Source organism: Mesorhizobium sp. M3A.F.Ca.ET.080.04.2.1, from assembly GCF_003952525.1.
Taxonomy (GTDB): Bacteria; Pseudomonadota; Alphaproteobacteria; order Rhizobiales; family Rhizobiaceae; genus Mesorhizobium.
Map to the genome: position 1 here is coordinate 6,006,452 of NZ_CP034451.1, position 21,126 is coordinate 6,027,577.

General features: G+C 62.5%; 21 protein-coding genes and 2 tRNA genes. 13 read left to right on the top strand and 10 right to left on the bottom strand.

Annotated features, from left to right (window positions below; translation table 11 throughout):
* Nucleotide 1 precedes the first annotated feature (1 nt).
* Nucleotides 2-604: a hypothetical protein gene (locus EJ074_RS28660; protein WP_095806072.1), complete on the bottom strand. Its 603-nt coding sequence runs from the start codon at nt 602-604 to the stop codon at nt 2-4.
* Nucleotides 605-727: 123 nt separating this feature from the next.
* Here EJ074_RS28660 and cysE point away from each other — a divergent pair, with 123 nt between their 5' ends.
* Nucleotides 728-1,576, top strand: a complete 849-nt coding sequence (cysE, locus tag EJ074_RS28665; protein WP_095806170.1) for a serine O-acetyltransferase — start codon at nt 728-730, stop codon at nt 1,574-1,576.
* 229 nt (nt 1,577-1,805) lie between these two features.
* A complete protein-coding gene (locus EJ074_RS28670; protein ID WP_042644432.1) occupies nt 1,806-2,009 on the top strand; it encodes a DUF3126 family protein in 204 nt (67 codons plus the stop codon).
* 64 nt (nt 2,010-2,073) lie between these two features.
* Here the strand turns inward: EJ074_RS28670 and EJ074_RS28675 are convergent, their stop codons facing one another.
* On the bottom strand, nt 2,074-2,667 hold the full coding sequence (locus EJ074_RS28675; protein ID WP_095806071.1) for a hypothetical protein: 594 nt from the start codon (nt 2,665-2,667) through the stop codon (nt 2,074-2,076).
* Nucleotides 2,668-3,010: 343 nt separating this feature from the next.
* On the opposite strand from EJ074_RS28675, the gene clpP reads away from it, so the two are divergent.
* The 4 genes from clpP (at nt 3,011) to hupB (ending at nt 8,375) form a co-directional block, all read left to right on the top strand.
* Nucleotides 3,011-3,640 carry an ATP-dependent Clp endopeptidase proteolytic subunit ClpP gene (gene clpP, locus EJ074_RS28680; RefSeq protein WP_095806070.1) on the top strand — a complete coding sequence of 210 codons (630 nt, stop codon included), beginning with the start codon at nt 3,011-3,013 and terminating at the stop codon, nt 3,638-3,640.
* A 295-nt stretch (nt 3,641-3,935) separates the two neighbouring features.
* The gene (gene clpX / locus EJ074_RS28685; protein WP_040969491.1) at nt 3,936-5,210 is read left to right on the top strand and encodes an ATP-dependent Clp protease ATP-binding subunit ClpX; all 1,275 of its coding nucleotides are present in this window, start codon (nt 3,936-3,938) and stop codon (nt 5,208-5,210) included.
* 283 nt (nt 5,211-5,493) lie between these two features.
* Complete coding sequence (gene lon, locus EJ074_RS28690; protein ID WP_095806069.1) at nt 5,494-7,905, top strand: endopeptidase La; 2,412 nt, start codon at nt 5,494-5,496, stop codon at nt 7,903-7,905.
* 197 nt (nt 7,906-8,102) lie between these two features.
* Nucleotides 8,103-8,375 carry a DNA-binding protein HupB gene (gene hupB, locus EJ074_RS28695; protein ID WP_027166452.1) on the top strand — a complete coding sequence of 91 codons (273 nt, stop codon included), beginning with the start codon at nt 8,103-8,105 and terminating at the stop codon, nt 8,373-8,375.
* An 87-nt stretch (nt 8,376-8,462) separates the two neighbouring features.
* Here hupB and EJ074_RS28700 read toward each other — a convergent pair whose 3' ends face one another.
* On the bottom strand, nt 8,463-9,485 hold the full coding sequence (locus EJ074_RS28700; RefSeq protein WP_095806068.1) for an aldo/keto reductase: 1,023 nt from the start codon (nt 9,483-9,485) through the stop codon (nt 8,463-8,465).
* 181 nt (nt 9,486-9,666) lie between these two features.
* Here EJ074_RS28700 and EJ074_RS28705 point away from each other — a divergent pair, with 181 nt between their 5' ends.
* From EJ074_RS28705 to EJ074_RS30500, 3 genes are all read left to right on the top strand, one after another.
* On the top strand, nt 9,667-10,221 hold the full coding sequence (locus EJ074_RS28705; protein WP_095806067.1) for an SIS domain-containing protein: 555 nt from the start codon (nt 9,667-9,669) through the stop codon (nt 10,219-10,221).
* 4 nt (nt 10,222-10,225) lie between these two features.
* Complete coding sequence (locus EJ074_RS28710; RefSeq protein ID WP_095806066.1) at nt 10,226-10,972, top strand: creatininase family protein; 747 nt, start codon at nt 10,226-10,228, stop codon at nt 10,970-10,972.
* 260 nt (nt 10,973-11,232) lie between these two features.
* Nucleotides 11,233-11,427 carry a hypothetical protein gene (locus EJ074_RS30500; protein ID WP_245420342.1) on the top strand — a complete coding sequence of 65 codons (195 nt, stop codon included), beginning with the start codon at nt 11,233-11,235 and terminating at the stop codon, nt 11,425-11,427.
* 43 nt (nt 11,428-11,470) lie between these two features.
* Here EJ074_RS30500 and EJ074_RS28720 read toward each other — a convergent pair whose 3' ends face one another.
* The 3 genes from EJ074_RS28720 to EJ074_RS28730 all read right to left on the bottom strand — a co-directional run bounded on the left by EJ074_RS28720 (nt 11,471) and on the right by EJ074_RS28730 (nt 15,284).
* Complete coding sequence (locus tag EJ074_RS28720; RefSeq protein ID WP_095806064.1) at nt 11,471-12,388, bottom strand: carbohydrate ABC transporter permease; 918 nt, start codon at nt 12,386-12,388, stop codon at nt 11,471-11,473.
* Nucleotides 12,389-12,400: 12 nt separating this feature from the next.
* Nucleotides 12,401-13,522 (bottom strand): sugar ABC transporter permease, encoded by a 1,122-nt coding sequence (locus tag EJ074_RS28725; RefSeq protein WP_095806063.1) that lies wholly within the window; start codon nt 13,520-13,522, stop codon nt 12,401-12,403.
* Between the two features lie 97 nt (nt 13,523-13,619).
* Nucleotides 13,620-15,284, bottom strand: a complete 1,665-nt coding sequence (locus tag EJ074_RS28730) for a sugar ABC transporter substrate-binding protein (protein WP_095806062.1) — start codon at nt 15,282-15,284, stop codon at nt 13,620-13,622.
* A 279-nt stretch (nt 15,285-15,563) separates the two neighbouring features.
* Here EJ074_RS28730 and ugpC point away from each other — a divergent pair, with 279 nt between their 5' ends.
* From ugpC to rbsK, 3 genes are read left to right on the top strand one after another with little or no spacing between them, the layout of a single operon-like run.
* Nucleotides 15,564-16,622, top strand: a complete 1,059-nt coding sequence (ugpC, locus tag EJ074_RS28735) for a sn-glycerol-3-phosphate ABC transporter ATP-binding protein UgpC (protein ID WP_095806061.1) — start codon at nt 15,564-15,566, stop codon at nt 16,620-16,622.
* 26 nt (nt 16,623-16,648) lie between these two features.
* The gene (locus EJ074_RS28740) at nt 16,649-17,101 is read left to right on the top strand and encodes an RbsD/FucU family protein (protein ID WP_095806060.1); all 453 of its coding nucleotides are present in this window, start codon (nt 16,649-16,651) and stop codon (nt 17,099-17,101) included.
* Nucleotides 17,102-17,105: 4 nt separating this feature from the next.
* Entirely contained in the window at nt 17,106-18,050 is a 945-nt protein-coding gene (rbsK, locus tag EJ074_RS28745; protein WP_095806059.1) for a ribokinase, read from the top strand.
* 155 nt (nt 18,051-18,205) lie between these two features.
* Here the strand turns inward: rbsK and EJ074_RS28750 are convergent, their stop codons facing one another.
* Both EJ074_RS28750 and EJ074_RS28755 read right to left on the bottom strand, forming a co-directional pair.
* Nucleotides 18,206-18,418: a hypothetical protein gene (locus tag EJ074_RS28750; RefSeq protein WP_095806058.1), complete on the bottom strand. Its 213-nt coding sequence runs from the start codon at nt 18,416-18,418 to the stop codon at nt 18,206-18,208.
* 387 nt (nt 18,419-18,805) lie between these two features.
* Nucleotides 18,806-18,882: transfer RNA gene (locus EJ074_RS28755), tRNA-Asp, on the bottom strand.
* 218 nt (nt 18,883-19,100) lie between these two features.
* Here EJ074_RS28755 and EJ074_RS28760 point away from each other — a divergent pair.
* Nucleotides 19,101-19,176, top strand: a tRNA-Val gene (locus tag EJ074_RS28760).
* Nucleotides 19,177-19,240: 64 nt separating this feature from the next.
* Here EJ074_RS28760 and EJ074_RS28765 read toward each other — a convergent pair.
* Nucleotides 19,241-20,518 carry a M23 family metallopeptidase gene (locus EJ074_RS28765; RefSeq protein WP_095806057.1) on the bottom strand — a complete coding sequence of 426 codons (1,278 nt, stop codon included), beginning with the start codon at nt 20,516-20,518 and terminating at the stop codon, nt 19,241-19,243.
* A 140-nt stretch (nt 20,519-20,658) separates the two neighbouring features.
* Nucleotides 20,659-21,126 carry a peroxiredoxin gene (locus EJ074_RS28770; protein ID WP_095806056.1) on the bottom strand — a complete coding sequence of 156 codons (468 nt, stop codon included), beginning with the start codon at nt 21,124-21,126 and terminating at the stop codon, nt 20,659-20,661.

Sequence of the window (21,126 nt, forward strand, 5' to 3'; positions counted from 1 at the left end):
GCTACCCGGCTTGGAGCGCGGCGAGCGAGCGTTCCAGGTTCCGCCTGGCTTGGGGTTCGAAACGCTGCCGAAATTCGTCGGTGTGATAGATGTGCGGGCGAGCTAGAAAATTCTTCAAGACCGCCGCGCGGCCGGCGCGCCACATCGGCTCTTCGACCCAATCGTACTCGCGCCGGACTGCCGTCTCATAAGCCTCGAACGCGTCCGGCTCGGCGCCGAGGACAGCGAGGTCCATGTCGAGGAACAGCGCCGCGTCATGTGCCGCCTTCGTATCGGCGAACGACGGCAGCTGGTGCGTGGCGGTGGCATTGATCATTGCTGCGATGCGGGCGAGGCGCTGCGCGTCGGCGCGGCCGGACAATCTCTGCTCCGCCAATCCCGCGCTTTTTGGTTCGTTGTCCTTGGCCCGGCTGTCGTAGACCGCGTCGTGGAACCAGATCGCAGCGGCAACGGCATCCGGGTCATGGAGCAGGTGCCTGCAGTCCGCGGCCAGGGCCAGCATGGCCTCGATATGAGCCAGGCTGTGGTAGTGCCGATCCTCGGCTTGATAGAGGGCCGAAAGCTCGCTTTTCAGGGCTTCGTCGATCAAGGGTTCGTTTTCCATGGCCGCTTGAATCTGCGTGAACCAAAACCATTTGACAAAGCACTAAGGAAAATTGAGTTCACCCGTGCTATGATCTGGCCTATATGTGCGGCCGGAAAAAGAGCCGGCAAGCCGGAGACGCCGATGAACAGCATTACGATTGCCCGCCCCAGCATGGTGCAGCCGGTCGATCCGATCTGGCGCTCGATCCGCGACGAGGCGATGGAAGCAGTCGATCGCGATCCGTTGCTCGCGGCCTTCCTCTATTCCACCATCCTCAACCAGGAGAGCCTCGAGGAAGCGGTCATTCACCGGCTGGCCGAACGTCTGGCGCATCAGGATATCGGTTCCGATCTCATCCGGCAGACGTTCAAGGCGATGCTCACCGACGATCCAGAGTGGAGCACGACGGTTCGTGTCGACATCCAGGCTTATTACGACCGCGATCCGGCCTGCGACCGCTTCATCATGCCGGTGCTCTATTTCAAGGGCTTCCATGCCATCCAGACGCATCGGCTGGCGCATTGGCTGTGGAACCAGGGCCGCAGGGACTTCGCGCTCTATCTGCAGAGCCGCTCGTCCTCGGTGTTCCAGACCGACATCAATCCAGCCGCCCGCATCGGCAAGGGCATCTTCCTCGACCATGCCACCGGCCTGGTGGTCGGCCAGACGGCCGTCATCGAGGACGACGTTTCCATCCTGCATGGCGTCACCCTCGGCGGCACCGGCAAGGCTTGCGGCGATCGCCATCCTAAGATCCGCCGTGGCGTGCTGATCGGCGCCGGCGCCAAGATCCTCGGCAACATCGAAATCGGCCACTGCTCGAAGATCGCGGCCGGTTCGGTGGTGTTGTCGCCCGTGCCGCACAACAAGACGGTCGCGGGCGTGCCGGCACGCGTCGTCGGCGAGACCGGTTGCGACCAGCCTTCGCGGCAGATGGACCAGCTTCTGCCGTCGCAGACGATGGATCACGTCGTCAGCTTCGACATCTGACTTTTTAAAGCACGTCGTGGCGAACGGATTCAGGCGACGCGCTTTATGTTTTTGATTTGATGTCGTGTTCCGGCCGGCGTGCATTGGGCGGCCGACGACGGCGGCCGGGCTGCGGCCGCCGTTTCCGGGTTGTTGTCCCGGGTTATCTGCCAGCTTGCCTTTACATCGCCATTGTCGGCGTGTCAGAAGCGCGCTCCAACGAGCAAGCCCGACATTTCGGAGAAGACTTTTGAAGCCTGACGAGATCAGAAAGCTGGACGCCTATTTCAAGCGCGTCTTCCAGAACCCCAAGCTGCAGGTGAAGGCGCGGCCGCGCAAGGAAGACTCGGCCGAGGTCTATGTCGGCGACGAGTTCCTCGGCATCGTCTTCAAGGACGAGGACGACGGCGACTACAATTTCTCGATGGCGATCCTCGATATCGATCTCGGCTAAACCAAGCCATCGCCGGCCGGGCGCGCGACTGCCCGGTCGGAACCAAGCTCAGACGGACCACCGGCTAACCCGGACAGTGCTGCCGGATATGCACCCGGCGCCAACTGGTCGAGCCGTCCCGCAGCACCACCCGACGCGCCACGGTCCGGTATGAAGGCGGGATTTCTGTGATGCGGCGCTGCCCGGGCCGCACCAGCACTTCTCGCGCGACACTTTCATACTCCGCCGGCAGAACGACGCGCCGGACGCGCTCAGGCTCGACGACCACAGTCTCGGCGATGCGCGCATAGCGTGCCTTGCGCCACACTTTGCACAGCACCTTGCGGCCATGGATGACGCGCCATTCCCAGCCGTAGCCGCCATTGTCGACCTTGACCGTGCGGTAGACTGTGCGCGTGACCGCCGGCACCGCTTCATAAGTGACGCGAGCCGGACCGATCGGCTCTACGCTCTCGCGCGTGCCGTAGATGGGCGCGTCATAGTGTACAAACTGCCCGCCGGGGCTGACCATCACATCCTCATAGACAGTGTCATAGAGGGCCGGCCGGTGCCGCGCTTCGTAGCATTCGAGCACCCGGCCGCCGGCTGCGGTTTGCGGGATGGTGGCAAGCATGGCGAGGCTGGCCGCGGCCAGGGAGACGGAGCTGTTGCGGATCATGACATTCCCCCGTTGAAAAAAGGACGCCGGTTCAACGCAGGACTGTAGCCAAAGCTCCGTTGCCGCACAGGGCTTTCAAAGCTTTTCGTTAAGCGGTGCGGTTAAGAAATTGCTATCGTGTCGGACGGCGGCGTTCGGGGCGGGTCGGCAGAGCCGTTTTCCCAGGGCGCGATCAAGGTGTTCAACGGTCCGGACGCTTGATTCGACTTAACCAGGTGGCTAGGAGTGGCGGCCTTGCGCTAGGGTGAGCCGGCATCCTATTTAGGTCCTAACGATCCAGAACCGATTCTGCCCGAATGCTCATCGTTCCCGGCGCCGGAATCTTATCCAACAAGGGTAATCCATGAAGAACCCCGTCGAAACCTACATGAACCTCGTTCCGATGGTGGTCGAACAGACCAATCGCGGCGAGCGCGCCTACGACATCTTCTCGCGCCTGCTGAAAGAGCGCATCATCTTCATCACCGGCCCGGTCGAAGACGGCATGGCGACGCTGGTTTGTGCACAGCTTTTGTTCCTCGAGGCGGAGAACCCCAAGAAGGAAATCAACCTCTACATCAATTCGCCGGGCGGCGTGGTCACCTCGGGCATGGCGATCTACGACACAATGCAGTTCATCAAGCCGGCAGTGTCGACGCTCTGCATCGGCCAGGCGGCCTCGATGGGCTCGCTGCTGCTTTGCGCCGGCCACAAGGACATGCGCTTCGCGACGCCGAACGCCCGCATCATGGTCCATCAGCCGTCCGGCGGTTTCCAGGGTCAGGCATCAGACATCGAACGTCATGCGCAGGACATCATCAAACTGAAGCGCCGGCTCAACGAGGTCTATGTCAAGCACACCGGCAAGAGCTATGACGAGATCGAGCGGACGCTCGACCGCGATCACTTCATGACCGCCGACGAGGCCAGGGAGTTCGGCCTTATCGACAAGGTCATCACCACGCGAGAGCCGGTCGAGGGCGTCCTCGCATAGGCCCTGATTGTCAGCTGAATAGCGGGAAAACGTGCTTTTGGCGCGGCTTGCGGCATTTCGGCCACAATTGCCTGTTCCCTCGACGGATGGGATTGCCTACGTTAAGGCTATGTTGATTTTCGACGGCTTAGCTTTGCGTGGGGGTGCTGCGAATCATTGCCGCGTTTTCTGATTTGTGTTTCGTACGGAATTCGCTGTGTGAGCCGGGACACTGGCGCCGGCGGGTTCCCGCGATAGATTGGGGTAGACGCCCAGCAGTCAGACCATCGGCGGGCGTCCATGAAAGGACAGGAAAATGAGCAAGGTAGGCAACAACGGCGGTGATTCAAAGAACACGCTTTATTGCTCGTTTTGCGGCAAAAGCCAGCACGAAGTGCGCAAGCTGATTGCCGGTCCGACGGTCTTCATCTGCGACGAATGCGTCGAGCTCTGCATGGACATCATCCGCGAGGAGAACAAGACCTCGATGGTGAAGTCGCGCGAGGGTGTGCCGACCCCGCAGGAGATCCTCAAGGTCCTCGACGACTACGTCATCGGCCAACCCTACGCCAAGCGCGTGCTGTCGGTGGCCGTCCACAACCACTACAAGCGCCTTGCGCATGCCGGCAAGAACAACGACGTCGAGCTGGCGAAGTCCAACATCCTGCTGATCGGGCCGACCGGCTGCGGCAAGACGCTGCTGGCGCAGACGCTCGCCCGCATCATCGACGTGCCCTTCACCATGGCCGACGCCACGACGCTGACAGAAGCGGGTTACGTCGGCGAGGACGTCGAGAACATCATCCTGAAGCTCCTGCAGTCGGCCGATTACAATGTCGAGCGGGCGCAGCGCGGCATCGTCTACATCGACGAGATCGACAAGATCTCGCGCAAGTCGGACAACCCCTCGATCACCCGCGACGTGTCGGGCGAGGGCGTGCAGCAGGCGCTGCTAAAAATCATGGAAGGCACCGTCGCCTCGGTGCCGCCGCAGGGCGGCCGCAAGCATCCGCAGCAGGAGTTCCTGCAGGTCGACACCGCCAACATCCTGTTCATCTGCGGCGGCGCCTTCGCCGGGCTGGACAAGATCATCTCGGATCGCGGCCGCAAGACCTCGATCGGTTTCGGCGCCACCGTCGCCTCGCCCGAGGATCGCCGCACCGGCGACCTGTTCCGCCAGGTCGAGCCGGAGGATCTGCTGAAGTTCGGCCTGATCCCTGAGTTCGTCGGCCGTCTGCCTGTTCTGGCAACGCTGGAAGATCTCGACGAACCGGCGCTGATCCAGATCCTGACCGAGCCGAAGAACGCGCTGGTCAAGCAGTATCAGCGGCTGTTCGAGATGGAAAATGTCGACCTGACATTCCACGAGAACGCGCTGTCGGCCATCGCCAAGCGCGCCATCGAGCGCAAGACCGGTGCGCGCGGGCTGCGCTCCATCATGGAAGCGATCCTGCTCGACACCATGTTCGAGCTTCCCGCGCTGGAAGGCGTGCGCGAAGTGGTGATCTCGGAGGAGGTCGTTTCCGGCAACGCCAGGCCGCTCTACATCTATTCCGAGCAGAAGGAAAAGAAGGGCAACGTCAGCGCCTGAAATGGACCTGAAGCCGCAATTTTCGTGGAACGGCGCCGGTGCGGCGCCGTTTTGCTGTGAAGGGCCTTCAATGGGGGGCTCGCCAGTTCACGGAATGGATCAGCGGACATGTTGACCCTTGATCTTTGCCGCGCAAGCATCCACCTAACAGCGGAAGGCCGAGGTGCCGAATTCTGTGCTGTAAAACTCCCGTCACAAAGGGTGGTAGGCGGAACGACGCTCGGTCGTTAATATAAGATTCGCGGCTGGCTTGATTAGCGGCCGCGACATGAAAGGTTGGACAATGGCCAAAACATCCAGGGCTTCCGGCGACGGCGTTTTCGCGGTCCTCCCGCTGCGCGACATCGTTGTGTTTCCGCACATGATCGTCCCGCTCTTCGTCGGGCGCGAAAAGTCGATCAAGGCGCTGGAAGAAGTGATGGGTCAGGAAAAGCAGATCCTGCTTGCCACCCAGATGAACGCGGCTGACGACGATCCCGAGCCGGATGCCATCTTCGACATCGGCACGCTCGCCAACGTGCTGCAGCTGCTGAAACTTCCCGACGGCACCGTGAAGGTGCTGGTCGAGGGCGCCTCGCGCGCCAAGATCGTCTCGTTCACCGACCGTCCCGACTTCCACGAGGCCTGCGCCACCGCGCTGGTCGAGCCGGAGGAGGAAGAGGTCGAGATCGAGGCACTGGCCCGCTCGGTCGTCACCGACTTCGAGAACTACGTGAAGTTGAACAAGAAGATCTCGCCCGAAGTGGTTGGCGCCGCTAGCCAGATCGACGATTATTCCAAGCTCGCCGACACGGTTGCCTCGCACCTCGCCATCAAGATCCCCGAGAAGCAGGAGATGCTAGCTACGCTGTCCGTCAAGGAGCGTCTCGAGAAGGCGATGGGCTTCATGGAAGCCGAGATTTCGGTGCTCCAGGTGGAGAAGCGCATCCGCAGCAGGGTCAAGCGCCAGATGGAGAAGACCCAGCGCGAATACTACCTCAACGAGCAGATGAAGGCGATCCAGAAGGAACTCGGCGAGGGCGAGGACGGCCGCGACGAGGCCGCCGAGATCGAGGCGCGCATCAAGAAGACCAAGCTCTCCAAGGAGGCCCGCGAGAAGGCGGAGGCCGAGTTGAAGAAGCTCAGGTCGATGTCGCCGATGTCGGCTGAATCGACCGTCGTGCGCAACTATCTCGACTGGCTGCTGTCGATCCCGTGGGGCAAGAACTCCAAGGTCAAGCATGATCTCGCCTTCGCGCAGAACGTGCTCGACGCCGACCATTTCGGCCTCGACAAGGTCAAGGAGCGCATTGTCGAGTACCTTGCCGTGCAGAGCCGCCAGAAGAAGCTGAAGGGGCCGATCCTGTGCCTCGTCGGTCCTCCCGGCGTCGGCAAGACCTCGCTCGGCAAGTCGATCGCCAAGGCGACCGGCCGCGAGTTCATCCGCATGGCGCTCGGCGGAGTGCGTGACGAGGCCGAGATCCGTGGCCACAGGCGCACCTATATCGGCTCGATGCCCGGCAAGGTCATCCAGTCGATGAAGAAGGCCAAGAAGTCCAACCCGCTCTTCCTGCTCGACGAGATCGACAAGATGGGCCAGGACTTCCGCGGCGATCCGTCCTCGGCCCTGCTCGAGGTGCTCGATCCCGAGCAGAACTCGACGTTCATGGACCATTACCTCGAGGTCGAATACGACCTGTCGAGCGTGATGTTCGTGACGACGGCGAACACGTTGAACATCCCCGCGCCGCTGATGGATCGCATGGAGATCATCCGCATCGCCGGCTATACAGAGGATGAAAAGATCGAGATCGCCAAGCGGCACCTGATGCCCAAGGTGGTGCGCGATCATGCATTGCAGGCGAAGGAGTTCTCCGTCTCCGACGACGCGATCCGCGGCATCATTCAGACCTACACAAGGGAAGCCGGGGTGCGCAGCCTGGAGCGCGAGCTGATGAAGCTCGGACGCAAGGCTGTGACCGAGATCCTGAGGACGAAGAAGAAGACGGTCAACATCACGCCGGCCAATCTGGCCGACTATCTCGGTGTGCCGCGCTTCCGCTTCGGCCAGGTCGAGGCCGACGATCAGGTCGGCGTGGTCACCGGGCTTGCCTGGACGGAAGTCGGCGGCGAACTGCTGACTGTCGAAGGCGTTATGATGCCCGGCAAGGGCCGCATGACGGTGACCGGCAATCTGCGCGACGTGATGAAGGAATCGATCTCCGCGGCGGCTTCGTATGTCCGCAGCAGAGCGCTCGATTTCGGCGTCGAGCCGCCGCTGTTCGACAAGCGTGACATCCACGTCCACGTGCCGGAGGGTGCCACGCCCAAGGACGGCCCGTCGGCCGGCGTGGCGATGGCCACCGCGATCATCTCCGTCCTGACGGGCATTCCGATCAGGGCCGATGTAGCGATGACCGGCGAGATCACGCTGCGCGGCAGGGTGCTGCCGATCGGCGGCCTGAAGGAGAAGCTGCTTGCAGCGCTTCGCGGCGGCATCAAGAAGGTGCTGATCCCGGAAGATAACGCCAAGGATCTGGCGGAGATTCCGGACAATGTGAAGAACGGCATGGAGATCGTCCCGGTCTCACGGGTCGGCGAGGTCCTGCGTCATGCGCTGGTCCGCATGCCGGAGCCGATCGAGTGGGTCGAGCCTGTCAATCCTCCGGCCGATGTCGAGGCCGGGGACGACGCTGGCAAGTCGCTCGCGCATTAGATCTTGCTAAGGTTGCATTGCACAAAGAGAGAGCCGGGCTTCGCGCCCGGCTTTTTCATGTTAAAAACCGCAGAATTCCGGGCTTTTTTCGCATTCCCGGTCGCTTTTCGACTTGGGTTCCGAGACGCTTCTTTCTAAAGTCCGTTTCCTGCCGGGACGAGTCGTAAGTCCCGGTTTTCTCATGGAAGGGAATTTTGATGAACAAGAACGAACTGGTGTCCGCTGTCGCCGACTCCGCAAGCATTTCGAAGGCTGACGCGCAGTCGGCCGTCGATGCGGTGTTCTCCGTGATCACTGGCGAATTGAAGAAGGGCGGCGATGTCCGGCTTGTCGGCTTCGGAAATTTCACCGTGTCAAAACGCGCTGCTTCGACCGGCCGCAACCCGCAGACCGGCGCCGAAGTGAAGATTCCGGCCCGCACGGTGCCGAAGTTCTCGGCCGGCAAGGGCCTCAAGGACGCGGTCAACTAAGACCTTTTTTCTTTAAGTCCAGAAAAGCCGGGCGTGCCCGGCTTTTCTTTTTGCCCCCGCCTCGGAAAGCCAAAGCTTCGAACTAGACTAGGCCGTCGGCGCATCGGCGCGCATCAGCCCGTCCTGCTTGAGATCCGCCCACAGGCCAGCCGGTATCTTGGTGTCGAGCAGCGCGCGGTTGCCTTGAACCTCGGCCGGACGCTGGCCGCCGGGGATCACCGACACGACTGAAGGGTGCCGAAGCGGGAACTGCAACGCCGCCTCGATCAGCCGCACGCCGTGGCGCTTGCAGACCGCCTCGATGCGCGCCACGCGGTCAAGCACATCCTTTGGCGCCTCGCTATAATTGTAGAAGGCGCCGGGCTTCGGACCTGTGGCCAGGATGCCGGAGTTGTAGGGGCCGCCGAGAACGATGCCGATGCCGCGCTTTTCGCAGAGCGGCAGAAAGGTAGCCAGCGCCTCCTGCTCGAGCAGCGTATAGCGGCCGGCAAGCAGGAAGAGGTCGAAATCCCCGCGCTCGGCCAAAGTCTGGCAGACCTGCCATTCGTTGATGCCGCCGCCGAACGCCTTGATCACGCCCTGGTCGCGCAGCGCCAGCAGGCCGTAATAGCCGGACGACATGAATTCCTCGATGCGCCGGTCCGACGTCTCCTTGCTGCCATGCGTGAAGATGTCGACATCGTGCACGAAAAGGATGTCGATGCGGTCGACGCCCAGCCGCTCCAGCGAGGCCTCGAAGGAGCGCATGACGCCGTCATAGCTGTAGTCGTAGACCTCCTTGCGCGAGGGCGTGTCGAAGAACTTGCCGATGCCGGTGCGTTCGCCCGGCGGGCAGGCGCGCATCAGGCGCCCGACCTTCGTGGAGAGCACGTAGTCGTCGCGCTTCTTCGATCGCAGGAACGGGTTCAGTCGGGTCTCCGACAAGCCGAGCCCGTAGAGCGGCGCGGTGTCGAAGTAACGACAGCCGGTCTGCCATGCCGCCTCAAGTGCGGCGTTGGCGTCCTCGTCGGAGATGGCGCGGTAGAGATTGCCGAGCGGAGCGGTGCCGAAGCCGAGTTCGGTGAAGGTGATGCCGCCATTGCCGATACGTTCGAAATGCCGTGTCTTCATCTGCTGCGATATCCTGGATTGATTTGTCAGACATGACACTATCACGCTGGCGGCTCAGCAAAAGCGCCGCGGCTCGTTGGCGACGAATTTTCGCGGTGATAGCATGAACAAAAACAAGCCTTTCGCTGGAAATGCTGTCGCGGTCGTTCCGCCTTTCCAGTGTCGATAGGATGAAACCGTCATGACGCAGATGTTCGATACCGCGCTGGACGAGCTTGCCGCCGTCGTGCGGCGCATCGACGACACCCGGGTCGATGCCGCCTGCGAAATGCTGGCCGGCGCCGGCAAGATTGTCGTCTATGGCTGTGGCCGCGAAGCACTGCAACTCAAAGGCTTCGCCATGCGGCTGTTCCATCTCGGTCTCCCGGTCTCGGTCGTCGGCGACATGACCACGCCGCCGCTGGGGCCGGGCGATGTCTTCCTGGCAAGTTCCGGACCAGGCGAGACAACAACGGTGCTGACCTTGATGCGGGTGGCGCGCGAGGCGGGCGCCAAGCGGCTGCTGGTCACGGCGGAGGCCGCTGGCAGCGCAACGAAGCTCGCCGACTTTGCGCTGCTCATTCCGGCGCAGACCATGGCCAGCGATCAGGGGGCCGCCAGAACCTCGGTGCTGCCGATGGGCTCGCTGTTCGAAGGCGCGCTGTTCCTGCTGTTCGAGATCATGGTGTTGAAACTCAAGGCGCTCACCGGCGCGACGCCGGAAACAATGCGCGCCCGCCATACGAACATGGAGTAGGGCGATGCGCTACGAATTGATGCTGCCGCACCAGATCCGCACGGCGATCGACGAGAACTGGCCGGTCGTGCTGCCGCTTGGCGTGCTCGAATACCACGGCGAGCACATGGCGGTCGGCATGGACACGCTGGCGGTCGTCAAGATGCTGGAGCTGTTCGAGAAGGAGGCCGACATCGTCATCCTGCCGCCCTTCTACTATGGCGCGGCGAGCTATGCGGTGGCGGCCCCGGAAGGCAGCGGATCGATCCAGGTCGGCGGCGGACAGTTGGCGCCATTCGCGGAGGAGCTGTTCTTCAGCCTGCTGCGCGTCGGCTTTCGCAACATCCACGCCATTGTCCACCACCAGACCGAGAACTTCGTCGCCGGCATGCCGACCGATCTCGCCTTCAAGACCGCCGGCCGGCAAGCGATCTTTCGCTTTCTGGAGAAGGAGCGCGGCGAGGGGTGGTGGGGCTCCGACAAGATGGCCGACTACTATGCCGGCCACGCCCAGGGCGAGAACGTCTTCAACTGGGTCCAGGTGCACCCGCTGATGCCGGCCGCGGTGATCGGCAAGTATCCGTTCGACCATGCCGGCATCGGCGAGACCTCGCTGATGCTCGCACTCTGTCCCGAGGCGGTCGATGCGGGCCGCTTCGCCGACAATACAAGCTGGTACACGAAAGGCGCATCGGACGCGTCGGCCGAGCTGGGCCAGACGGGCGTCGCCATGATCCTCGAGCATTTGCGGACGGCGCTCACGGCGCGCTGATGGTCGCTTCTCAGGCGTGGCAAGGCTCCCTATATATTAGATACTCATAATATTATACTATGCGACCAACGCCGAGGGCATATGGAGCGGTGCGCGGGGTCGTAGGCCGACGAATGGCGTGCATTGCAGGCATGATTGTCATGACTGCGATCCTTGAGCCTGTGTCTGCATCTGCGCACAAAGCTGACGGCGGCTGGACATATCCGCCAGCCTGCTGTCGGGGTGATAGGACTACAGGCGACTGCGGCAGCATTCCCAGCATGACGGTCACGCCTGAAGCTGGTGGCTATGTGATCATCCTTCGACCGGGCGATCATCGCAAGGTTACCCACCAGAATCGTTATTTCGTCCCCTATGACAGCGTCATTCCATCAGGGGACGAGAGATTTCACATCTGCCTGCATCCGACCGAAGAGCATGAGAACTGCTTCTTTGCGCCGGCTGAGGCGATGTAGGTCTGTCGTCCGGGTTCGCCCGCCAATTGATCCGCACGGACTGCTACTTCACCGCACCGGCGGTCATGCCCATGATCAGGTAGCGTTCGAGCAGGATGCCGATGACCGCCAGCGGGGTGATGGCGGCGGTGGCAAGGGCCGCCATCGACCACCAGTTGATGCCTTGCGATCCGGTCTGGCTCGCGACCATGACGGGGATGGTCTTGGCGTCGGTGGATGTCAGCAGCGCGGCAAAGAAGTATTCATTCCAGCACAGCACCATCGCCAGGATGAAGGCGGCGACCATGCCGGGCAAGGCGATCGGCATGACGATGCGGAAGAAGGCACCCCAGATCGTGAGCCCATCAACGAGGGCGGCTTCCTCGAGCTCGACCGGGATCGAATTGAATTGGTCGCGCATGATCCAGATGACGATCGGCAGCACCATCAGCGTGTAGAGCAGGACCAGCCCGATGCGTGTGTCGAGCAGCCCGACCTCCCGGTAGAGGACCAGGAACGGGAGCGCCAGAACCACTGGGGGCAGGATCAACTGCGACAGGAAGAAGAAGGAGATATCCTCGTTCTTGAACCAGGCGAAGTGATAGCGATAGCGGGTGAGACCGTAAGCGGCGAGGCTGCCGATGACGATGGCAAGGCTCGAAGCGCCGACCGAGGTGATGACCGAATTCATGAAACGCTTGAGGAACTCGTCACGCACGGTGGAGGTCTGGAAGATCGAGTCCGGCGACAGCCCGAGCGAGCGCCAGCCTTTCCAGTCGGGCTGGTAATCCACGAAGGGGATGAGATGGCCTTGCGTGACGTCGACCGCCGATTTGAAAGACGTCGATATCGTCCAATAGATCGGGAACAGGCAGATGAAGGCCCAGAACACCAGCGCTCCGTAAATGAAGATGCGGCTGGTGATGAAGGCGGCCGGCGAGCGGATGTCGGAGACGGTGTAATCGGTGGTCTGGACGCTCATGATCTCGACCGCTCAGTTGACGTTACGCACGAAGCGGCTGGCGAGTTTCAGCAGCCAGGTCACGAACACGATGATGATGATCAGATACGCCATGGCAAGCATCGTGCCGTATCCGACATTCGAACGGTCGCGGTACTCGCGGTAGATGAAGCTCGATATCGAGTCGGTCGCGCCGCCGGGGCCGCCGGAGGTCACCGTGATGATGATGTCGGCAAGCTTCAGTTTGAAGATGATGCGCAGGATCACCGCCGTCACCGAAACCGGCAGCATCAGCGGGAAGGTGACCTGCCAGAAGGTCTGCCACGGGGTCGCGCCGTCGACGCGCGCCGCCTCCAGCACCTCGCGCGACATCGCCTGCAGGCCGGCAAGCAGCATGATCATCATGAACGGGATGAAAGTCCAGGCATCGAGCACCATGATCGAGATGCGGGCCGTGATCGGGTTCGAGAAGAAGGCGGGGTTATCCCAGCCGAGATGCCGTGCCAGCGTCGCAGCCGGCCCGAACCGATATTCCATCAGCGACTTGCCGACCATCCACGACACGGCGACCGGCGACAGCATCAGCGGCAGAAGGAAGACGACGCGCCAGAATTTTCGCGCCTTGATCTGCGCGTTGAGGAGCAGTGCCAAGCCGAAGGCGATGACGTATTCCACCAGCACCGCCAGCACATAGAGCACCATGTTGAACAGCGCATTGCGGTAGTAGGGGTCGCGCAGCATCTGCCAGAAATTGTCGAGTCCGTTGAATTTTCGGCCCGAGAAAGAGCTGAGGTTCCAGTCGGTGAGCGCGATGTAGAAGCCGAACAGGGTCGGGAAGACCACCATGGCGATGGTGAACAGCAGCGCCGGCAGGAGAAACAGCGCGCGCTGGCCGTCCTCGCCGCGCGTCAGAACCTGACCGACACCAAGCGCTATGCCCCATAGAACGTAGGCGTAGACGACGGGACGCCAATTGTCGAAGCCGACCGTGTCGACTTCAGTCTTGTAGAGAATCTGAACCACGATCATCGCCAGAAGGCCGAGCGAGGCCGCGGCCATCAAGGCCCAGCCGAGGCGCTTGCGGCCCGGTGGAACAAGATCGGTGGAAGCGGAATGTGCCGGCCACGCATTCGCGGTCGAAATCTGATCAGCCACGCCGTTCGCCTCTTTGCGCCGATGACCGTCCTGCCGGTCTAAAAATATGGCCCGGCGACGACATGCCGCCGGGCCACGAGTTGATCATAACGCCTGCCTACATGCCAAGCGAGGCCTTGTAGAGCTTGATCTGGTTCTCGCGACCGATCTGGTCGGTCAGCTTTTCCCAGGCGGCGGCGATCGCGTCGGCGCCTTCCTGCGCTTTCATCTTGCCGGCGAAGGTGTTGGCCAGGATGTCCTCGGCGGTAGAATAATACTGGAAGATGCCGGGGATGCGCGGCTCGATGGCTGCGTTGGGATGGTTGTACGAATCGCCTTCCGATTTGAGATAGGAAGTGATGAAAGCTTCGTCGTAGCCCGCAGCCACCCATTCCGGAATGTTGAAGTGGGAGTTGCGGTAGGGCTGGAAGCCGGAAGGATAGGCCGCGCACCACAGCGACAGGTCCTTGCCGCCGAGATGGGCCGCGGCCGACCACGCCGCCTTCTTCTTCTTCTCGTCGCTGTCGACGCGGGCCATGACATAGACACCCCAGCCGAGATAGGCGCAGTTCGGCGCATAGTTCGGGCCGCTGGCGAGCTTGTCCCACTTGCCGGTCTTGGAGTTGTAGACGTCGTCCGAACCCGGCAGGATCGAGAAGCCGGTGACGTCGCCGATCACCGAGGAATCGTTGGTCTTGACGTTGGAGCCGATGTCGCCCCACCAGGGGATCATCGAACCTGTGCCGGCCAGGAACTGCTGGAAGCCGGTGGTGTTCGGGTCGGCGTTGATCTGATCCGGCGGCTCGGAGGGCAGCGCGTCGATCACGTCCTGGATGGCCCGCACCCAGGCTGGGTTGTTGATGCGCGGCTTCATGGTGTCGGCATCGAACAGCCAGGCCTTGTCGTCGGGATGCTTGGCATAGGCGCTGGCGCGGCTGCCGAGGAAGTAGAAGCCGAAACCGCCCCAGGGCTTGGGCGCGTCGAGATAGCCGTAGACGTCCTGGCCCTTGAACTGCTTGCCCTTGAGGAACTTGGTGACGGCCTGCACTTCCTGCCAGGTCTTCGGAACGCCCCATTCGGTCGTCGCGCCGCTTTCCTTCCACGCCTTGGCGAGGTCCGGATCGGAGAACACGTCAGTCCGGTAGTTGAAGTTGTGCGTGTCGCCGTCGATGGTGACGCGGTACTGCTTCCCGTCCCAGGTGCCGACCGGCGGCTTCAGGTAGTTGACGAGATCGTCCATGTCGATCTGCTTCTTGACCCAATCGGGCATTTCGGAGGTAAGGCCCTTGCCGCAGACGTCGCCCTCGAAGGGCGCGCCCATCTCGATGATGTCGAAGTCGACGGTGCCGGTGGCGATCGACTGCTGCAGGCGGGCGTTGTAGTCAGCCTGGGCGAGGTCGATCCAGCTGATCTTCGCGCCCGTATAGGCCTCCCAAGGCTTCAGGAAACCGCGGAACAGCACGTTGTGGAGGTTCTGGTTGTTGAGGCCCATGAAGGTGAGCTCGACGCCGGCGAATTCACCTTCCTTGACGTTCGCCTTGGTCGCTTCCAGGCAAAGCTCGCCGACTTTCTGGAAGTCGGCGTCCGTCGGCTGGCCTTTGCCGACGCCCGGAATCTGCAGGATTTTCGCGCGCAGATCGTCAGCCGCAGCGGCCGGCCGGGTCAGCGCGCCAAGCCCGGCGCCCGATGCCGCGGCGATTGCAGCCATGCTGGCCGCACCTTTCAACACATCGCGGCGGGACGCCCCGGCACGCACCAGTTTTTCGTAAAGATCGACTCTCATCGCAAGGTTCCTCCCAGAACTTCAGTCGTGAATTGAATTGCCAATCTCTCGGACGCCGAAACGTCTGCGGTTCTCCTATACCATAGGGGGACGTCGGACCCCACCCTGCGTCGCCTGGAGATCCGATTCCGGGGACAAGGATCGGTTGTTCGGATTGGCGCACTCCACTATTCGCGTAATCGATTACCCTGTCAACAAGAATGGCTTTTTATCTATAAGATACCGACTTGCCCTTGCTGTTGGCAATGGCTAGCTTGACCCAAAACGATAGGGGAGACGATGGCTCAAGTCGCGATTACCAATGTGGCCAAGGCATTCGGACCCGTCAAGGTTCTGCATGAGGTCAGCGTCGACATTGCCGACGGCCAGTTCGTCGTTCTGGTCGGACCTTCGGGGTGCGGCAAGTCCACGCTGTTGAGGATGGTGGCGGGACTGGAAACAGTCTCCGGCGGAACCATTTCGATCGGTGACCGCATTGTTAACAACCTGCCGCCCGCCAAGCGCGATATTGCCATGGTGTTCCAGAACTATGCGCTCTATCCGCACAAGACGGTCGAGCAGAACATGGCCTTCGCTCTGAAGCTGCGCAAAACCGATCCCGCGGTGGTGGCCGAACGCGTCAAGCGCGCGGCCGACATCCTCGATCTCAATCCCTACCTCAAGCGCTATCCGCGCCAGCTTTCCGGCGGCCAGCGCCAGCGCGTCGCCATGGGCCGCGCCATTGTGCGCAATCCGCAGGTGTTCCTGTTCGACGAGCCGCTCTCCAATCTCGACGCCAAGCTCAGGGTGCAGATGCGCACCGAGATCAAGGAACTGCACCAGCGGCTGAAGACCACCACCATCTATGTCACCCACGACCAGATCGAGGCCATGACCATGGCCGACAAGATCGTGGTCATGCGCGATGGGCGCATCGAGCAGGTCGGGGCGCCGCTCCAGCTGTTCGACCGGCCGGCCAACCTGTTCGTTGCCGGCTTCATCGGCTCGCCGGCGATGAACCTGCTCAAGGGCACCGTGCGCAAAGGCGAGAAGGCGGTTGTCGACATTGCAGGCACGGCGTTTCCGCTTCCGGCCGGCAGTTCCGCGCAGGAAGGACAGGCCGTCGTCTATGGCGTGCGGCCGGAGCATCTGGAGATTCATCCCGAAGGCGTCGCGGCCACGATCTCGGTGGTCGAGCCGACCGGCTCGGAAACGCTGGTGTTCGTGCGTTTCGGCGAGGGCGAAATGGTGGCGCTGTTCCGCGAGCGCCACGACTTCAAGCCGGGCGATACGCTGAAGCTCAGGCCGCGGCTCGACCATGTCCATCTCTTCGACGCAGGGACCGGCATTCGTCTCTGACCGCAACCAGACTTCATGAGGGAATCATGCTCAAAGGAATCGATCCGCTGCTCAATGCTGATGTGCTCCAGGCGCTGCGCGCCATGGGACATGGCGACGACCTGATCATCGCCGACACCAATTTCCCCTCCGACTCGGTTGCCAAACGGACCGTGCTCGGCAAGCTGCTGCGCATCGACGCGCCGGCGGCGGCGGTGGCGAAGGCCGTGCTGTCCATCTATCCGCTCGACACCTTTGTGAACGATGCAGCCGCCCGCATGGAGATTGTCGGCAAGCCGAACGAGATCCCGCCGGTTCAGAAGGAGGTGCAGAAGGAGATCGACGCGGCGGAAGGCAAGTCGTGGCCGATGATCTCGATCGAGCGCTACGCCTTCTATGAGCGGGCCAAGAAGGCCTATTGCGTCATCCAGACCGGTGAGCGCCGCTTCTATGGCTGCTTCGCCTTCCGCAAGGGCGTCATTCCGCCGGACGCGGAGTAAGGAGATGGCTGCCGGCAAGTCTGTCGTCACTAAGCCTATCGTGATTTTGGGTGTCTTCGTCGCGGACACCGCCTACCGCGCCGATCGCCAGCCGCGCATGGGCGAGACGATCCTCGGCAATTCGTTCAAGCTGGGGCCGGGCGGCAAGGGGTCGAACCAGGCGGTGGCCGCCGGCAAGCTCGGCGCCGACGTCACCTTCCTGACCAGGCTCGGCGTGGATGCCTTCGCCGATATGGCGAAGCAGACCTGGGGCGGCGCTGGCGTCAAGAGCGCCGTCATCGACACGCCGGACAGCTACACCGGTGCCGCCTATATCTTCGTGGAGGAGGGTAGCGGCAACAATGCCATCATCGTCAGCCCGGGCGCGGCGATGCTGATCTCGCCCGCGGATATCGAGGCGCATGCCGATCTGATCCGCTCAGCGGGCGTTTTCGTCACCCAGCTCGAGCAGCCGATCGAGGCGGCGCTGAAGGCACTGGAGATCGCGCGCGGGGCAGGGGTGACCACCATCCTCAACCCCGCACCGGCCGCCAGCCTGCCGGACCGCATCTATGCGCTTTGCGATTATGTCACGCCGAATGAGACGGAAGCCGAAGGACTGACGGGCATCAAGGTGTCGTCGGTCGACGACGCGCGCCGGGCCGCCGACAAGCTGCTCGCGAAGGGCTGCGGCGCGGCGATCATCACCCTTGGCGACAAGGGCGCGCTGCTGCACACGAAAGATCGCTCGGACCATGTCGGCGCCGTGAACGCCGGCCCTGTGGTCGAGACCACCGGGGCGGGCGATGCCTTCAATGGCGGCCTGGCGGCGGCGCTGGCCAAGGGCGATGCGCCCCTGCACGCCGTGCGCTTTGCCTGCGCGGTCGCCGGCATTTCGGTAACCCGACCCGGCACCGCCCCGTCGATGCCGACGCTGGAGGAAGTCGAGGCGCTGCTGGCCGGGCGCTGATTTCCGTCAGCAAGGACTTTTGCCTCGCGGTGGCGAATTTGGCGCAAGCGATGTGCCGGATAACCCAGTAGCCAAAAGCGCAAGCCTGGCCGCACGATACGAGTCGCTATGTTTTTGCAGTCTCGAGGGCGAAGGTCGCGATCGTGAGGTGACCCTCAGTAGTGCGCGGTGAGATTGATCTTCCCGAGGCGCGTTCGTGCGTCGATCACTCGCGCCTGTTCGGACCGGATCCTGCAGCAAAGCGCAAGATTGAGACCAACGCCGCCGCAGCCATCGTCGAGCAATTCGTTAGCGCGGTTAAGAGCCCGCTCGGCCCGCTTCAGGCGCTGTCTCGCCTGGGCCAGTTCAAAGCTGATGATTTCGGCCATTGCCCTTCCTTCGGATTTGACATCCCTTCAAGTTCGAAATCGGTGCGCACCGGATTGGTTCCGACACACGGCTCGCACAGGTCGTCGCATTGGGCTTCGCGTCGCAGGCAGAGAAGTCTTCCATGGGCAGGCCAGGGGTGAACTCACTCCCGGCCTTCTCGCATCGGGAGCAGGTCAAAATACCGCTGCTGGTGGGAGCTGACCGCTTTCTGCGGGCACCGCATCGGGTCTTGCGAAGAATTGGTTCGACGCGCTCGTCGGGTTATGGAGTTTCCACGACTATCCCAGATCGGACGTCTCGCGGTCGCAGAGTGCTGCCACGAGAAAGCGAACGACGGTCCTGGATGTCATGACGCGGCGATAAGGCAGGATTATCCGTGATCCAAATGGCGCGAGTGACGGGGCTCGAACCCGCGACCTCCGGCGTGACAGGCCGGCACTCTAACCGACTGAGCTACACCCGCGCACTGACGAGCACGTGTCAGCCGTGTTCGTCGTTGGGGCGCTGGATAAGGGGTTCGCCTGCGGGTGTCAAGCGCGGCATTTGTTCATAAACGCAAACAGGAGAAGGTTTTTTGACAGGCACACAGCAGTTGCGGAATTCCGCTCGACGACCAGCCTCGCGTCGGTTCATTTGGCCTTGCGAATGCCGCCCTAACTGCTTAAAGGTCCGGCCCGGAGCGGGCGATTAGCTCAGTTGGTAGAGCGCTTCGTTTACACCGAAGATGTCGGCGGTTCGAGCCCGTCATCGCCCACCATTTCGTCGGATCACCGAAACAAGTCTGCCGTGGCGCCCCTTCTCGGGTCGCCGGCTTTGCAAGCTTAGAGGTATTGCGCGAGCTTCTTGCCGACGATCAGGAACCGCAGCGGGTCGACCGCTTCGCCGTTGTGGCGCACTTCATAGTGGAGATGCGGGCCGGTCGAGCGGCCGCTGCTGCCGGTCTTGCCGATCTCGTCGCCGGCGGCAAGCTTCTGGCCGACGGTCACGTCGATTTCGCTGAGATGCCCGTAGCGTGTGGAAAAGCCGTTACCGTGATCGACCTCGACCATGCGGCCGTAGCCGCCGGCCCAGCCGGCCTTGGTGACGGTGCCTGCCGCGGTGACCTTGGCCGGCATGCCGATCGGGGCCCTGAAATCCATTCCCGTGTGCAAGGCCGCCGTGCCGAGGATCGGGTCGGTACGCACGCCGAACGGGCTGGTCACGTTATGGCCGGGGGCAGGGTTGGTAAGTGGCAGCTTACGTGCCTCTTTCTTGATCTGGTCAAGCGCATCAAGGGCCTCGTCCAGCTCCTTGACCTTGCTGTCGAAGATCATCGCGGAATCGAGCGGGACCAGAGGGCCGCCGACGTCGTTCTTGTCGAGTTCGCTGTCGACAGGCAGGCCGGCTGTCTGCAGTGCTTGCGTGATCGCGTCGGCGTTCCGGTAGGCGTTGTCGGCAAGGGTGGCGATGCGGGAGAGTTGCTGGGTTTCGATGGCTTTGAGCGAGGCGTTGATCGACACGAACAGCTTGTCGGCGCGATCGGCGGCAGTCTCGTTGTCCAGCGGATCCGATCTCGTCGCCCACAGCGAGAACGGCCTGGTGTCACCGGCGCCGAGGCTGACGGAGTAGGTCGGCGCCTGCGAGATGCTGCCCGTCACTTCGGCGCGGTCGTCGGGTTTGGTCGCCGCATCGCCGGTCGCCGGCGCATCGCCGACTTCGGTTTCGGCGCGTTCAAGGAGCGGTCCAAGCCGTCCGTGACGCTGGCTGAGCTGGGTCTGCCTGGCCAGGAGCTCGCCGACCTTGGTTTCCATGAGTTGCTGGTCGAGAAGCTGGCGGCTGGTAATGCGGTCGACCTGTGCGCGGAGCGCGGAGATGCGATCCTCATAGGCCTGCTGCATGCGCGCCTGTCTGGCCGTAGCCGCGCCGATCAGGTCATCGCGCAGCACCAGATAGGACGTGGCGAGCAGGTAGCCGATGGCGATTGCCGCCAGGGCGGATCCGATGAGGGCCGCCAGCCAGGGGCGTATGGTGAAATGCCGGATCTCGTTGCCGCGCGCGATGATGACCGTGTGGGGTTCCTTGCGCCTGCCGAAAACTGCTGACTGACCGGTTGACTTCACGGGACCGAGCTTTCGTTGCAACGCCGACGACGAGCCCGAATTACACATTATTAGGGTTAACAAAGCTTTGCGGACTGGATGCTCGCGGTAACGAATGTATGCGGCCGCGAGAGTGCCCTGCGGTGCCGGGACCGGGAGCCTCAGAGGGTTCGCACCGCCTCCAGCACGTCCTCGGCATGACCCTTGACCCGCACCCGGCGCCAGATGCGGGCTATGCGTCCGTCCCTGCCGATCAGGAAGGTGGCGCGCTCAACGCCCATGTATTTGCGTCCGTACATGGCCTTTTCGACCCACAGGTGGAAGGCCTCGATCACCTTCCGCTCCTCGTCGGCGACGAGATCGACGGTGAGGTCGTACTTCTGTTTGAATTTGTCGTGCTTCTTGACGCTGTCCGGCGAAAGCCCGATTACTGCGGCGCCAGCCTTCTCGAACTCCGGCTTCAGCTGCGAAAAGCCGATCGCCTCGTTGGTGCAGCCCGTGGTGTCGTCCTGGGGATAGAAGTAGAGTACGACTGGCTTTCCCCGCAACGCGGCGAGGCTGAGAGTGCCGCCTCCGTCGCGCGGGAGATCGAACTGCGGCGCAAGGTCGCCCACCTCGAGATCTGCCAT